Below are 14827 nucleotides of genomic sequence, written 5' to 3' on the forward strand. Positions count from 1 at the left end.
CCAGACCGCTGAAAGCTCCCATGACGACTCCCTTCCCCTGGCCGCGCCGGCTGCGCTGCCTCGCCATATCACTGCTCATGCTTTGCGCCAGCGGCCTCGCCCTGGCCGAGGCAGAAACGCTGCTGCCCGACGGGCGCAGGATCGTGCTGACCAACAAGACCTGCTCCAGCTGCCCCAATCCGGCGATCAAGCTGGTGGATGCAAACGGGAAATTGCTGGCCAATCTGCCGGCGCAAGAAAAGGCGCTGGTGCTGTCAAGCGTTGCGGTGCAGAACGGGCGCTACTTCGTCACCGCCACCACAGGCGGCGAAGGCATGGTTCGGGTCTATGACCTGGAGAAGAAACTGATGTCCAGTTCCGCACTGCCTTTCGGAAGTTCGCAGACCTGGGGCGACCTGTACGACCTCGGCGACGGCGAAATCGCAGTCGTTTCCGGAAGAAGGTCAACGTATCTCAAAGACGCCAACCGGCCAACGCAGCTGGTGATCTACGCCATCAATGACGGGAAGCTCAAGGCCCTCGAGCGTCTGGACCTGGACACGCCTTGGGTAGGAGACCTTCACAAGACCAGGAACAAGAGTCTCTTGATGACTGAATACTCGAGCCGCGTTTCCGAGTACTCCCGCACGGGCACTTTGCTACGATCGGTGCAGTTCGATGCACACGCGCAGATTCTGGACATGCGACTCATCGACAACGGGTTCGTTGAGACTTTGCTCCGAGTGGGGTCAAGCAACTTTTCAGTCCGAGTGGACGCGGACGGCGTCAGCTACGCAGCGCTTCCGCTGGCAGACGAACTGCTGCAGGCAGTCATGAAGAAAAATGCCAATCAATCGGGTTGGTACGTCCGCAGTGGTTCGTGGCAACTTCGCTTTTCAAAGCCTGACTCGACGGAGATCCAGCTCATCAGCGACGAAGTGCTCGCAGGAGCACAAGCCGGAGCACAAGCGCGGGTCCTCGCCACCGTCGATACCTCAAAGCTGGTCTACACGCGTGTTGATGCAGACAGGCTAGGCCCATCATTGACAGTGAAACTGGGGCGGTACAGCGCCAGGGGATGGCCCGTCGTGACCAGAACCATTGTCTATTCCGATGGCAGTGCCTACGAGGGCGACGCCGAGGGTGATCCCTCGAAAGCCGCCACGCCCTTCAGTATTGACTACAACATCCGCAGCGGCAGCGGTCGCGTGATCTGGGCAGGCGGCAATCAGTACGATGGCGAGTGGGTAGCCGACAGGCTCGCCGGCAGGGGGCGGTACAGCTGGCCGAATGCAGGGTACTTCGACGGCTACTGGGCAGATGGATTTTTTGGGGGATACGGTGAACGCGTTTATGCCGATGGACGCGTGGATCGGGGCATCTGGACCAAGGACCGTCTGAGCACGCCGTGCAAGACCGACCAAGAATGCGTCAGGCTCAACGGGGGCATCAAGTTCGAGCGGCTGGCAGCGCAGGTCGCGACAATCGAATCCACTGAGGCGGGCGTGAGTCGCTGTGCCAAGGCACAAGTCTCCAACCTCTATCCCGGCCCCGATAGCAGCAACGATTTTCTTGGCCAGTGCAACATCGCCGGCTTTGCCACCACCGGCATCGTCATCACCCGCCACAAAGGCGTTCCCGTTGACATCGCCTGCCTGAAAGACTCCAAGCCCACCGAGAAATCGAACACCGAAGCCTTTGTGCCTTGTGAAAAGTACTGGGCCTTCGTGCCCGACTACTGCCAGAAGGACGACTACCGGGGCCAATGCAAGGATGGTCAACCCCATGGGGTCGGGTTTCGGACAGGCAGACGGGGTGGCAGCAGGCCCAGCATGGGCTCAGGCACCATGGGGGCGCTGCTCAGTGCCTTTGCGCCCGTCACCAACTACACGGTCTACATCGAGTCCGGCATGTTCCGTGAGGGCAAGCTGCAAGGCTACGGCACAGCGAAGTCTGCCAGCGGATGCGGCGCCGCCGGCTGCTCGGGCGAGCGGGTCAACGACATCGGCTGGTTCAAGCAGGGCAGCAAGGCCTTTGACTGCGCCACCTATGCCGACTGCATTCCCAAGCTGTCCGGCAAAGACCTGTCGAGTGAACGCCAGGCCTGGCTGAGCGCGAGCGCGGCTGCCGGCAGCGCGTCCGGCGGCGATGCCACCAAGACCTTTGAGGCCGCTTTGAGCGCCTACCAGGCCAAGGGCAACAAGGACGACCTCAAACGCGCTCAGGCACTGGCGGCATCGCCCGCCGAGCGCGCACGGCTCGAGTACACGCTCATGCAGCTCGCCGGCTTCGACAAGGTGCTCACCCTGTCCTCCCGTGTGGAGGGCAGCGGCAAGTCCGCTGGCACGGAAGACGCCGAGAGGCTGCTGGGCTTCTTCAGGTCGGTGTCCAGCTCCGTCCCGGTCAAGTTCAGCTGGTCGCTGGCACCGGAGACGGCCTTGCTGCCGCTCAAGCAGGGGCGCTACGCCGTCACGCTCAAGGTAGGTCTGAAAGTCGACAAGACGCATCGCACCTGCTTGGGCGCAGCCTGCTCGGACCGCGTTGGGACCGTGCCCTACGTGCGGGAGGTCCAGGTCGTTCTCGACACCACGAATGGCTACCGCGCCAAGGGGAGCTTTGAACTGAGCCTCGACGGCGCCCGCACCTCGGCGCTGTTCGGCACCGAATCCGGCGAGGCCATCAGCGGCTTTGCCGGCGTGGCCTCGATCGAGTCGGTGAAGCTGCTGCCATGAGAGTGCTGCTCGCGATCGCGGTGCTGGGCAGCCTGTCTGTGCTGGCACGCGCGCAGGACATCGACAAGTTGCTGGACGCCCAGAACAAGCCGGCGAAGACGACGAGCACGGTCGACGCCAGCGTGAACAAGACCGCCAATGAGTCAGCCCAGGCGGTGGCCAAGCGCCATGCCGAGCTCGAACAGCGCCGCCGTGAGATGGCGGCGGCGGCCGCAGCCGACAAGGCCTATGAAGACCGCAGCAGCGCAGACTGGACTGTGCTCGGCGAGAAGAAGGGCGGTGGCCTGGCGCACTGGTACCAGAAGGAAGTGCGCGTGCGCTGCAACTTTGGACGCAAGGCCAGGGAGGAGTTCTCAGTCCACCTGCTGAACTCGGGCCGGTGGCAATCCAGTACCGGCCCGGTCACCAAGAGCCTGGCGGAGTCGGCGCAGTGGGAGTGCCGGAGTTCACGATGATGAGGTCGACGCAATGACACGTGGGATACAGATTCGGAGTGTGATGGTGTGGATCGCGGGTCTGCTGACGGCCTGCGCTGGCGCCCCGCCCCCGCCGCCGACACAACCACCAGCGCGCACCACCACAACCGCGCCGGCTCAGACTGCCGCAACCGTGCCCCCAGCACCTGTGACGGGTTTGCTCAATTCCGACCGTGTGATCGTTGGTGAAGGTGATTGCCGCACGCTGCGCCACGCCGTGTACCAGCGCAACGGCTTTGTGGAGATCGAGATCGACAGGCCCTACTCGGGACGCTGCGGCTTCACCGACCTGGCCTTGGTGATCGACGACATTGCCATCCCAGGCCCCGCCGCCGTGTCTGCATCGATCAAGACCAACGACCAGGGCGTTCGCTACTGGGCCGACAGGCGAGGCACCCTGTTCTTCAAGTACGGCAAGCCGCTGGATCCGTCATTGCTGAACGAGCGCGCGCGCTTCGGTCTGGCGCAGCCCGTGTGCAGATGGGGCGGGCACTGTCTCACCGACGCAGGCCTGCTGCTTGCCAAGATCGACGTCGGGCAGTTGCTACAGGAAGGGTCCATCCGCGCGGCGTTGGAGTCTGACGATGACGCATCGCTATTGAAGACCTACAGCGCCACCAAGGATTCGCGCGTGCTGGAGGCACTGCTCCGGCGGACCGGGCCGGAGAACACGGTCGAGCGTGCGTTGTCCATCCATGGCGTCGAGTCATCGCCAAAGGCGCTTGCCTTGGCACAACGGCTGGCGCTCGAGGGGCGTCGCGTCGACTCGCTGCTGAAAGTGCATGCCATCAACAAGCGCCGCGAGCTGCTGAGCGTTGCGCATGATGCAGCCACCACAGACGCAGAGCGGGCCCAGGTGGAACTGCTTGTGATGCAGTCTCTGCAGGACAAGCTGTTCGACTTCAAGGCGACTCTGGCCGGCACCGGGCGCGTCGACGCCAACGACAGCAATGTGGTCATCGCCCGCGTCGTCGAGACCAAGCTTCGCGCCCTGCTCAGCTTCAGCGGTCAGCTCCGCACCGACATCTATGCGCCGCGCTTCGACTACGCGGTCGATGGCGTGCTCGTCCTGGTGGCCCACGGCGTTCAAAGCGGCGAGCGAAATTGCGGCTTCCTGTGGGGCGACAAATGCGAAATCAAGGACGAACCCACGAGTCGCAGCTTCGAGTACCCCGTCTCGCTCATCTTCAGCCGCAACGGCCAGTACCGGGTCAGCGGCAGCCGCGACATCGAGTGGAAGTCGATCTCCGGCGGCTCGGGTGCCGCCAGTGGACTGCTGATGGGCGGCACACGCGTCTTCAAGGCCGATGGACGGTTCGACATGCAGTTTCAAGTGAAGTCCTTGAAACCGCTGTGAGCGCCACCAACGGCCATCCCATGGAAAGGAAATCACTTTGAGGACGACTCTCACCGCGGCAATCACGCTGCTTGTGACTGCCTTGCCCGCCTCGTCGGCATGGGCTCAGAGCTACCAGATCGGCAGCAACGTGCAATGCCAGGAGCAAACGCAGGGCTGGTTCCGGCACAGCGGCTCCTGCAACCAGGCCGGTCAGCTGCAGGGCAAGGGCATCGCGTCGATGGGCGACATGCTGCTCATCGGCGAGTTCGCCAACGGCTTGCCGGATGGACCGCAGCACGTGTTCCATGTACGCAAGCCCAAGGAAGATCTGGGGCAACAGATCAACAGCACGGTGGAGTCGGCTCAGCGTGTCATCAGCCGAGCGAATGGCAAGCCCTTCGAAAGACGAGGCCTGGCCTGCCTGGTCAACTTTCGCGAAGGGCAGCCCGCCGACAACACGATCGCCTGCAATGGCGTCGTCGCCAAGGCGCGCACGGGCAGCGTCAGGATGGTGAAGGTCAATGGGCGCGTGCGCCTGGAGATGGATGAGGCTGACATCGCCGGCCAGTCCCACAAGTGGACCGCGCGCACGCTGGCCTATGACGAGCACGGGGCTGTCGATCTCAGGGTGTCCGGCCACCATGTCGACGTGACCGGGACCTCCCAGTACCGGCATGACCCCTTCAGCCTGTCTGGAACAGCGCAGGCAGCCAGCCTGGGTGTGCTGCATTTCAAGAGTGGCTTCAACGAGTACATCCGCGCGACTTTCGATCTCAAGGCAGTGACTGGCACCTTGGTCTCCCCGCAGCGACGCCAGGATTGGCCCCACCATGCAACGACGCCGACCCTCTCGGTGGCCGGCCGCTTCGACTTCCAGATGGAGAACACCTCGGCTGCCGTGCTGTTGAACTCGGTCCGGCCGGACAAGACATCGACCAGGCCGCTCACCAGCGACTACATCTATCGCCTCCAGACACCCGCAGGGAACTTCATGGCCGCCTTTTACGAGCATCGTGAGCAATGGCGACAGTCTCCCGTCCACTATTTCAAGTCCGATTCGCTCGAGTTCGATGCCAGCGGCTATGAGCTCTGCCTGCGTCAGATCTACTCCAACAGCTCACGGGAGGCTGAGCCGCTGGGCACCGCCTTCATCAGCACCGAGCAGATCAGCGGCAGGGACTATGCGACCTTTGAGATCGGCTTCGTCCCACGCTGCGGCAAGGTCACGGACAAGTCCGGAAGAAGCTTCGCCGGCTTGTTCGACAGCAAGGGGCGGCCTCTGCCGAATTGACATGCGCACCTACAAACACATCGCCTGCTTCGCCCTGCTGTATGTCTTCGTCAGCGTCTCTGGCCAGGCCAATCCCGTCGATGACGCCTACCGCAAGGCAGACGCCAGCTCGGGCAACAAGGTCGAACTGAGCGTCGCTGCATCAGTCCGCAGCGACATCGCGCGGGCCCGGAGCGCACTGGGCGCCCAGGTGGACGAAACGGACCGGCGCAACAAGCAGCGTCAGGCAGAGCAGGCGGCCGCAGGCCCCAGCAGCACCAACAGCAACCCTTCAACAGCAGCCACGGGCAGCGCATGGAAGATCGTCAGGCAGTACGAAGGCGGCTTCTCGGAGTTCGGCTTCGACACGCGGCACACCATCTTCGTGGTCCGCTGTCGCAGCGGCGCCGAGCACAAGCTGTACCGCGACAAGAACGGCAAGTGGGGCAGCGTGGGAGCTGGGTTCAACAACTCGGCGGCGTCGCTGGAAATGGCAGCGAGCCAGAAATGCAACTAGCAGGGGAAGCGTCGCTGAACCTGCCCAGTCTCCGTTCATTCGGCATGTGAGGCACCGCAGCCGATATGCGACGCCGCTCAACTGCCCATTGAAATCAGGCCGCGTCAGCAACATTCGAAAGACTCGTGAAGCGCCCGGTCCCGTGAGGTCCGATTCGATAGGCCTGATCCCGCGCCTGCTGGCTGGTCGCTACGACGGCCTGATCACCACACCTGCCTACTTCGTCACCCTCCGCCGGATTGCCGGCGGTGCCGACATACGCCCGCTGCCCATTCCTGAGGGGGAGCCCTTCCTGGCGGGCATCTACCTCTCGCGCAAGACCCTCAGCGAGGGTCGCTGCCAGCAGATCCGCAAGGCCCTACAGGCCATCCACCAGGACGGCACGCTGCTGCGCATTTTGCTGCGGTATTCCCCCGGAAGCGATGGCACGCGAGCGGGTGGCCTTCAAGGACGAGGCGCCCTGACCAACGCACGTCCGACCGCGTCAGCGCTGGCTCGGCCGGCGACAATGCCTCCATGAGCCCCGACGCGCCCCGCTCCCGCCTCTCCCTCTACCTGGACCTGATCCGCTGGGACCGCCCGGCCGGCTGGCTGCTGTTGCTCTGGCCCACGCTGGGCTGCCTCTGGATAGCGGCGGACGGCTGGCCCGGCTGGCACCTGCTCGTGGTGTTCACGCTTGGCACCATCCTGATGCGCTCGGCCGGCTGCTGCATCAACGATGTGGCCGACCGCGACTTCGACAAGCATGTGAAGCGCACCGCCAACCGGCCGGTCACCAGCGGCGCGGTGTCGGTCAAGGAGGCCCTGCTGCTGGGGGCAGGTCTTGCGCTGGCGGCCTTTGGCCTCGTGTTGACGACCAACGCCACGACCATCCTGCTGTCGTTCGCGGCCCTGGCCGTGGCCCTGGTCTATCCGTACGCCAAGCGCCTGGTCGCGATGCCGCAGGCCGTGCTGGGCGTGGCCTTTTCATTCGGCATCCCCATGGCCTTCTCGGCCGCCCAGGGCGGCACCGTCTTCAGCCTGGAAGCGCTCAATGCGGCCGTGCCGCTGTCAGCCTGGGCCTTGCTCGTCGCCAACCTGTTCTGGGTGCTGGCCTACGACACCGAGTACGCGATGGTGGACCGCGATGACGACATCCGCATCGGCATCAAGACCTCGGCTTTGACGCTGGGCCGTTTCGACGTGATCGGCGTGATGGTCTTCTATGTGATCTACCTGGCCGCCTGGACGGGGCTCGGGCTGCGCTTCGGCCTCGGCAAGTACTTCATCGCGGGCGTGGTCGTCGCCGCCGCACAGGTGGTCTGGCACTACACGCTGATACGCGAACGCTCGCGCGAAGGCTGCTTCAAGGCCTTCCGGCAGAACCACTGGCTGGGGTTTGCGGTGTTTGTTGGGACGGTGGTGGATCTGGCGCTGCGCTGAACAAGGCGCCCTGGGGCACTGCCCAGGCAGGCCCCCAGCTCAGCCGCGCAGCCTCACTGCGCCTTCTGGTTCACAAAGAGTGAGTCCCAGCCCTCCCTGGGGCTCATGTCGCCGAGATTCCACTGCGCCGGATCGAACGCCCGCCGCGTCGGCGCATAGAGCTTGCCGTGCGGATGGCCGTGGGCGTTCTGCAGTTCTGAATCGATGATCTGGCCGCGGCCCTCGGCCACGTCGGACAGCAGCTTGAAGTCGATGGGGTCGCGGTCCCAGGGCCGCGCGCCAACGGCCAGTGGCAGCTCCGCCTCCAGACGCGCCGCCGCGTGGATGCGGATGTCGGGCGGCAGGTAGGGCTGCTCGGCCTTGAGGATGCGGGCTGTGCCGGCCGTGTAGACACCGGTCTGCGCCACCGGCTTGCCAACCTCGTCGACGGCGATGTTGTCCTGCAGGAACAGCTCCACGTCGCCATGGCCGCCGAGGGCGAACAAGGGCGTGCTCGGCCGCGTGTCCGGCCCCTGGCGGTAGGCATTGCCGATCAGCGTCACCTTGCCCAGCTGGAAGGGCCGGCCCACCCACTCATGCGCCACCAGGTTGTAGTGCACGGCCTTCCAGCCCGGGTTGTAGATCAGGTTGTTGACCATGGCCGCGTGCACGCCGCCCTTGAACAGGGCGTTGCGCTCCATGTTCGAGGCGTAGAGATTGGCGTAGAGCAGGATGCCGGTGGCGTTGTCGTGGATCAGGCTACCCTTGGAATGCTCGCCCTTCTCGTGCACCGAATTGGCCAGGCCCTCGTAGATCAGGTTGTGGCTGTAGGTGATCTGGTGGGAGGTGTTCAGGCGCCAGTCTTCCGGCTTGTCGCCGCCATTGAAGCGCGGGCCGCCGACCGAGAGGTTCTCGTCGGTCGCCCAGGAGAAGCTGCAGTGGTCGACGATGACCTGGCTGGCCGCGCCCTGCGTGGAGATGCCGTCCTGGTCCGCCCCGCCCTTCTTGGGCCGGCCGAACTCGCCGGGCCGGAACATCAGGTGCTGGATGATGACTTGGCTGGTGCGGATGTTCGTCTCGCCCTTGATCAGGGTGATGCCCGGATGGGGCGCCGTCTGCCCAGCGATGGTGATGAACGGGTGGCGGATGTTGAGCTCCTTGCCCGCCATGTCGATCACGCCGCCCACCTCGAAGACCACGATGCGCGGCCCTTCGGCCTCGACCGCCTCGCGCAACGAGCCCGGGCCCGATTCGGCCAGGGTCGTGACCCGGAGGATGCGGCCCCCGCGGCCGCCCTGGGTGCCGGCTGCCCAGCCCGCCACGTCGTAGCTGGCCCGGTTGATGGCCGCAACAGCACCGGTCTGCGCCTGCACCGGAGCCAGCACTAACACTGCCGCAATTCCAAGCAGGCTGTAGATCGTTTGCCTCATCCGGCCACCCCCATGAAACCACTCATGAATCTGAAACGCTGTTTCGCTATTCTGGTTCAGGCCCTGAATTTTTCGAAACGGTACAGACCCTGAGGCCCGGAGACTGCGATGAAGACCCTGAAGACCTGCGTCCTTTTTGCGGCGCTGCTGCCGGCCCTGGCCAGCCTGGCACAAGCCCAGACCCTGCGCGCCGCCGACATCCACAACAGCGATGACTACCCGACCGTCGTGGCGGTGAAGCACATGGGCGAGTTGCTCGCCAAGCAGACGAACGGGCGGCTGAAGATCAAGGTCTTCAACAAGGGGGCGCTGGGCACCGAGAAGGAGACCATCGACCAGGTCAAGGTCGGCGCGCTGGACATGGCGCGGGTCAACGTCAGCCCGATGAACGCGATCTGCGCCAAGACCCTGGTGCCGACCATGCCCTTTCTGTTCCGCTCGGTGGACCACATGCGCAGTGCGCTGGACAGCGCGGCCGGCGAGGAGATCCTGCGCAGCTGCGAGCCGCAGGGCTTCGTGGGCCTCGCCTTCTACGACAGCGGCGCCCGCTCGATCTACGGCAAGAAGCCGATCAAGACCGTGGCGGATGCCAAGGGCCTGAAGATCCGTGTGCCGCAGTCCGAGCTCTGGGTGGCCATCGTCGGCGCCATGGGCGCGAACGCCACGCCCATGCCGCTGGGCGAGGTCTACACCGGGCTCAAGACCGGCCTGATCGACGCGGCCGAGAACAACGTGCCCTCCTTCGAGGGCTACAAGCACTACGAGGCGGTCAAGTACTACTCGCGCACCGAGCACTCGATGGCGCCCGAGATGCTCTTGATGAGCAAGCGCTCGTACGACAAGCTGAGCCCGGCCGACCAGGCCCTGGTGCGCGCGGCGGCCAAGGCCTCGGTCGCCTTCCAGCGCCAGAAATGGGACGAGCAGGAGGCCAAGTCGCTGGCCCTCGTGAAGTCCAAGGGCGCCGAGGTGGTGGACGTGGACAAGGCCTCGTTCCAGGCGCAGATGGCGCCGGTCTACGCCAAGTTCATGAGCACGCCGGACCTGCAGCGCCTGGTCAAGGCCTTGCAGGACGTGAAATGAGCGAGCAGCCAGCCTCGACCGAGGCAAGACCGGATCCCTGGGCGCCGACGCGGCTGTTCACCCGGCTCTGCGCCGGCCTCTCCAAGGTCGCCTTGATGGCTGCGGTGCTGGGCCTGATCCTCGTCCTGATCTGCGTGCAGTACCAGGTCATCGGTCGCTACCTCTTCAACGATTCGCCGACCTGGACCGAAGCATTGGCCCTGCTGCTGGTGCTCTACATCACCGCCTTTGGCGTGGCGGTGGGCGTGCGCGATGCCGGCCACATCGGGCTGGAGTCGCTGCTGGTGCTCTTGCCGGAGAAGCTGCGGCTGAAGCTGGAAGTGCTGATCCATGCCCTCGTCGCGCTGTTCGGCGCCCTGATGCTCGATTCAGGCTGGACCTGGACCACGCTCAAGTGGGACGAAGCCAAGCCCATGCTGGGCGTGCCCGAGGGCATGGACTATCTGCCGCTGGTGATGGGCGGCGTTCTGATCGTGCTGTTTTCGATTGAGCACATCGTTGCCTTGCTGCGCGGCCGCAGCGTGGAGCCCGCATGGAATTGATGATTCTTGGGCTCAGCTTCGCGCTGCTGCTCATCCTCGGCGTACCGGTCGCCTTCGCCATCGGCCTGTCCTCCATCGCCACCATCATCGCGGCCGACCTGCCCGTCGCCATCGTGTTCCAGAAGATGGTCGGCGGCATGCAGGTGTTCTCCTTCCTGGCCATTCCCTTCTTCGTCTTTGCCGGCGAGCTGATGCTGCACGGCGGCATCGCCGAGCGCATCGTGCGCTTTGCCAACAGCCTGGTGGGCCATGTGCGCGGTGGTCTCGGCATGAGCAATGTGCTCGGCTGCACGCTGTTCGGCGGCGTGGCCGGCTCGCCGCTGGCCGATGTGTCAGCCATGGGCTCGGTGATGATTCCGCTGATGAAGAAAGAGGGCTATCACGCCGATTACGCGGTCAATGTGACCACGCATGCGGCCCTGGTCGGCGCCTTGATGCCGACCTCGCACAACCTGATCATCTTCGTGCTGGCCGCCGCCGGCATTGCCTCCGTCAGCGTGTTCAAGCTGATCCTGGCGGCGCTGATCCCGGCCCTCATCCTCACCCTCGCCAACCTGGCCGCAGCCTACGGCGTGGCCGTGAAGCGCGGCTACCCGGTGCACGGGCCCTTCCCCGGTTGGCCGGCGGTGCTGAAGGCATTCGGCGCGGCGCTGCCGGGCCTGCTGGTGGTGGTCATCATCCTGGCCGGCATCCTCTCGGGCGTGTTCACCGCCACCGAGTCGGCGGCCACGGCCGTGTGCTGGGCGCTGGCCGTCACCGTGCTGGTCTATCGCTCGCTCTCCTGGCGCAGCTTTCTCGCCGCCTGCGCCAAGGCCTGCAAGACCACGGGCGTGGTGCTGCTCCTGATCGGCATTTCCTCTGCTTTTGGCTACTTCATGGCGCTTTATGAGGTGCCACAGCAGACCGGCGAGCTGATGCAGTCTTTCACCAGCAGCCCCTGGGTGATCTTCCTGATGGTGAATGTGCTGCTGTTCCTGCTCGGCACTTTTCTTGACATGTCGGCCACCATCCTGATCTGCACGCCAATCTTCCTGCCGATCTGCCAGCAGTACGGCATGGACGCGACGCAGTTCGGCATCGTCATGCTGATCAATTGCGCGCTGGGGCTGAACACGCCACCAGTGGGCACGACGCAGTTCGTCGGCTGCGCCATTGGCGGCATCTCCGTGGGCCAGGTGATGCGCTCGATCTGGCCTTTCTACGGCGCCCTGATCGTCACGCTCTTGCTGGTCACCTATGTGCCAGCGTTCTCGCTCTGGCTGCCGGGCTTGATAGCTTGAGCCCGCGCTGAAAGGTGCCGGGGATGGATGGCTGAGAGCCCACCCATCCCCTTTGATGACACCGCCGTCTCGACGGACCTGCTGCCGCAAGGATTGGAGCGACAACGGCGCAGGTCTCCTTCACGAGCCCCGGCCGCTCACGCAACCGGGGGAACGGCTTCCCCGAGCAATCTCCTCAGCTTCAGCGCAGCTGGGGCAGCTGCACTTCGTCCTGGTGCCAGCAGCCGAAGACCTCTTCGTCCGGCTGGTGCAGGCCCATTTGCGGACGGCTCTGGCCACCGCGAGCGGCGGTCAAGGGGTCCAGGGCCTTGCTGGTCTGGTCGGCCAGTTCTTCCCAATGGGCCTTGATGCTGCTGTCCGTCGCAGCGCGCGCCTTCTCGGCGAACTGCTTGTTCAGCGACTTCACCTCGGCACGGATGGCGGCGCGGCCGTCGTCGTAACTGGAGCCGTCAGACAGCTTGGCGGTCAGCACGTCCACATAGCTGCGCTGCAGGTTGCGGCGCTGGCTGTTCGGCGCGACGCCCGTCTTCAGCTCGCTCAAGGTGCCGCCGCGCAGGTCGGCCAGCAGCTGCTCGATGCGGTAGGCCTTGTCGCCCTGGGCCTGCTCCTGGGTGTAGAGACGGCCCAGGCGATCACCGCTCAAGAGCGCGCCCAGCAGGCCGCGCTGGGCCGAGACCACCAGGCCCGGGCCCACGCCGGGAGCCAGGCGCTCCAGCACCTTGGGTTCCAGGATCCATTGCGGGTAGCCGGCAAACAGCTGCTCGTTCAGGAAGGACACGGCACGGGCCTGCTGCGCCTTGCTGGCCGGCGTGCTGATGGCGCCCGGCTGGCTGCCGGACTTGGTGCGGTGGTCATAGCCACCGACCAGGGCCAGCACATGGCCCAGCTCGCGGGTCCACTGGCCCCACACGGCCTTGTACAGGTCGCTCAGCTCGCGGTCGGTCTCGCCGCCGCGGATCGCCATCTTGGGCAGGTTCTTGACGATGCGCTGCAGGTTCTTGGTGCCGAGGGCCGTGGCGCTGACCGCGTCCGCATCACCCACGGCCTCCATCACCGTGCCGTAGTCGCCATTCAGGTTGGCCTGGAAGCGCAGCCAGGGCGTGTCGTCCTGCACCCGGGCCCAGGCATCAAGCAGGGGCTTCTCGGCGTCTGGCGTCTTGGCCGACGGGATGGGTGCATAGCCCCACTTGGTGGCGAAGATGTCATAGGGGCCGATCTTGGGGATCAGCAATCCCGGCGCGATCTTGTCCTCGGGCTGCACCACATAGTTCATGCGGCTGTAGTCCATGATGGACGAGACGTGGCCCATCTCCTTCAGCCACTTGGCGTCGCGGATCTTCTCGAACGGGTACTGCGAGCTGGCCTTCTGGTTGTGCTGGAAGCCGAGCGAATGGCCCACCTCGTGCGTCACCACCATGGCCACCAGGTCGCCCATCAGGTCGTCCGGCAGCGGCAGCTGCTGCGCACGCGGATCCACGGCACCGGCCTGCGAGATGTACCAGTCGCGCAGGATCTTCTGGATGTTGTGATACATCACGATGTTCGCGTTCAGGATCTCGCCGCTGCGCGGGTCGCTGAGGTGCGGACCATAGGCATTAGGAATCGAGGACGGCACCCAGCGGATGATGCTGTAGCGCACGTCTTCCGGGTCGAACTCGGGATCCTGCTCCTTGGTCGGGAACGGGCGGGCCTGCACCGCGTTCTTGAAACCGGCGGCCTCGAAGGCCACGTTCCAGGCTTCGATGCCCTTCTTGACGTAGGCGACCATATTGGTCGGCGTGGACTTGTCGATGTACCAGACGATGGGCTTGACCGGCTCGCTCACGGCAGCGTTCGGGTCCTTCTTCTCGAGGCGCCAGCGCGTGATCAGGCGCTCGCGCTCGACGGTGTGGCGGTCATGGCCATAGTCGGTGCGGTTGACCCAGAAGTAGCCGACGCGGTCGTCCATCAGGCGCGGCATCATGGCCTGCTCTGGCAGCTCGACCAGGTTGTAGGCCAGGTTGAAGGTGGCCGAACGAGCCGGCCAGCCGGGAGGCGCCGGCTGCGGGCCGAACGGGCCGTTGACCATGGCCGGAGCGGTATAGGTGTGGACCGCATCGACACGGATGCTGCCCGGGAAGGCGCGCGTGCCCTCCACGTAGCTGCGCGAGGCGTCCAGGCCCGTGCCCTTGACCATGCGGCGGGCGGTGAACTCACCGACCTCGGCCTGGAACAAACGGCTGACCTCGATCACCGGCGAACCGTCGGCAGCAAATGCCTCGACGTTGAAGCTCGCGAGGATGGCATCGCGCTGCGAGTTCTGCACCGCCTCGGCGTTCGGCCGTGCCGTGTCCAGCGAGAAGGCATGGTCGACGGCCTGGAAGTAGACCTTGTTGCCCTTCATGAAGAAGCGCACCACCTCCTGGTTCAGCGCCTTGCCCACGTGGTCCACGTCGGACGGCACCGAGGTGACGTTGGCCACCATCAGCAGCTGCTTGCCGAGCAGGGCCTTGGGCACTTCGAAGTAGAGCTTGGTCTTGACCTGGTGAACCGTGACCAGGCCCTTCTGGCTCTTGGCTTCCTTGGTGATGACCTTGTCATAGGCCTTGGGTTCGGCGGCATCGGCGGCCGGCGTGGCACCGGGGCCACCCGGGCGGGCGGCCGAGGCCGCGCCTTCGGCCGGGGCCGGCGGGGTGTCCTGAGCAAAAGCGGCACCCAGGGCCAGCGAGAGCAGCGCTGCCAGCGGCAGGCGGCGGATGTGGGAAGACTTCATGGCGTTCATGTCTGCTTGTTGGAGAGAGA

12 protein-coding genes are annotated in these 14827 nt (G+C 65.0%); 10 read left to right on the plus strand and 2 right to left on the minus strand.

Annotation, left to right across the window (positions count from 1 at the left end; translation table 11 throughout):
- The first annotated feature begins 20 nt into the window (after positions 1 to 20).
- From J7U46_RS21245 to ubiA, 7 genes are all read left to right on the plus strand, one after another.
- On the plus strand, positions 21 to 2711 hold the full coding sequence (locus J7U46_RS21245) for a hypothetical protein (protein ID WP_282829224.1): 2691 nt from the start codon (positions 21 to 23) through the stop codon (positions 2709 to 2711).
- Positions 2708 to 3166, plus strand: coding sequence for a hypothetical protein (locus tag J7U46_RS21250; protein ID WP_282829225.1), 459 nt, complete (start codon positions 2708 to 2710; stop codon positions 3164 to 3166). Before J7U46_RS21245 ends, J7U46_RS21250 begins: the two co-directional genes overlap by 4 nt.
- A 178-nt stretch (positions 3167 to 3344) precedes the next feature.
- Positions 3345 to 4544: a hypothetical protein gene (locus J7U46_RS21255; RefSeq protein WP_282829226.1), complete on the plus strand. Its 1200-nt coding sequence runs from the start codon at positions 3345 to 3347 to the stop codon at positions 4542 to 4544.
- Positions 4545 to 4581: 37 nt separating this feature from the next.
- Positions 4582 to 5817, plus strand: coding sequence for a hypothetical protein (locus J7U46_RS21260; protein ID WP_282829227.1), 1236 nt, complete (start codon positions 4582 to 4584; stop codon positions 5815 to 5817).
- Between the two features lies 1 nt (position 5818).
- A complete protein-coding gene (locus J7U46_RS21265; protein ID WP_282829228.1) occupies positions 5819 to 6313 on the plus strand; it encodes a hypothetical protein in 495 nt (164 codons plus the stop codon).
- 142 nt (positions 6314 to 6455) lie between these two features.
- Complete coding sequence (locus tag J7U46_RS21270; protein WP_282829229.1) at positions 6456 to 6833, plus strand: hypothetical protein; 378 nt, start codon at positions 6456 to 6458, stop codon at positions 6831 to 6833.
- Positions 6830 to 7735, plus strand: a complete 906-nt coding sequence (gene ubiA / locus J7U46_RS21275) for a 4-hydroxybenzoate octaprenyltransferase (protein ID WP_282829230.1) — start codon at positions 6830 to 6832, stop codon at positions 7733 to 7735. Before J7U46_RS21270 ends, ubiA begins: the two co-directional genes overlap by 4 nt.
- 53 nt (positions 7736 to 7788) lie before the next feature.
- Here ubiA and J7U46_RS21280 read toward each other — a convergent pair whose 3' ends face one another.
- A complete protein-coding gene (locus J7U46_RS21280) occupies positions 7789 to 9105 on the minus strand; it encodes a hypothetical protein (protein WP_282829231.1) in 1317 nt (438 codons plus the stop codon).
- 147 nt (positions 9106 to 9252) lie between these two features.
- Here J7U46_RS21280 and J7U46_RS21285 point away from each other — a divergent pair, with 147 nt between their 5' ends.
- From J7U46_RS21285 to J7U46_RS21295, 3 genes are read left to right on the plus strand one after another with little or no spacing between them, the layout of a single operon-like run.
- Positions 9253 to 10224, plus strand: a complete 972-nt coding sequence (locus J7U46_RS21285; RefSeq protein ID WP_282829232.1) for a TRAP transporter substrate-binding protein — start codon at positions 9253 to 9255, stop codon at positions 10222 to 10224.
- A 53-nt stretch (positions 10225 to 10277) separates the two neighbouring features.
- Positions 10278 to 10766, plus strand: coding sequence for a TRAP transporter small permease (locus J7U46_RS21290; protein WP_282829472.1), 489 nt, complete (start codon positions 10278 to 10280; stop codon positions 10764 to 10766).
- Complete coding sequence (locus tag J7U46_RS21295) at positions 10757 to 12046, plus strand: TRAP transporter large permease (protein ID WP_282829233.1); 1290 nt, start codon at positions 10757 to 10759, stop codon at positions 12044 to 12046. Before J7U46_RS21290 ends, J7U46_RS21295 begins: the two co-directional genes overlap by 10 nt.
- A gap of 181 nt (positions 12047 to 12227) precedes the next feature.
- Here J7U46_RS21295 and J7U46_RS21300 read toward each other — a convergent pair whose 3' ends face one another.
- The gene (locus J7U46_RS21300) at positions 12228 to 14798 is read right to left on the minus strand and encodes a zinc-dependent metalloprotease (RefSeq protein ID WP_282829234.1); all 2571 of its coding nucleotides are present in this window, start codon (positions 14796 to 14798) and stop codon (positions 12228 to 12230) included.
- Positions 14799 to 14827: the final 29 nt, after the last annotated feature.

The organism is Pelomonas sp. V22, assembly GCF_030014915.1.
In the GTDB taxonomy this organism is placed as follows: Bacteria; Pseudomonadota; Gammaproteobacteria; order Burkholderiales; family Burkholderiaceae_C; genus JAUASW01.

Bases quoted from the DNA above. Each gene is read 5' to 3' on its own strand.
- J7U46_RS21285 (WP_282829232.1), top strand. From the start codon at position 9,253: ATGAAGACCCTGAAGACCTGCGTCCTTTTTGCGGCGCTGCTGCCGGCC.
- ubiA (WP_282829230.1), top strand. From the start codon at position 6,830: ATGAGCCCCGACGCGCCCCGCTCCCGCCTCTCCCTCTACCTGGACCTG.
- J7U46_RS21265 (WP_282829228.1), top strand. From the start codon at position 5,819: ATGCGCACCTACAAACACATCGCCTGCTTCGCCCTGCTGTATGTCTTC.
- J7U46_RS21245 (WP_282829224.1), top strand. From the start codon at position 21: ATGACGACTCCCTTCCCCTGGCCGCGCCGGCTGCGCTGCCTCGCCATA.
- J7U46_RS21295 (WP_282829233.1), top strand. From the start codon at position 10,757: ATGGAATTGATGATTCTTGGGCTCAGCTTCGCGCTGCTGCTCATCCTC.
- J7U46_RS21250 (WP_282829225.1), top strand. From the start codon at position 2,708: ATGAGAGTGCTGCTCGCGATCGCGGTGCTGGGCAGCCTGTCTGTGCTG.
- J7U46_RS21300 (WP_282829234.1), bottom strand. From the start codon at position 14,798: ATGAAGTCTTCCCACATCCGCCGCCTGCCGCTGGCAGCGCTGCTCTCG.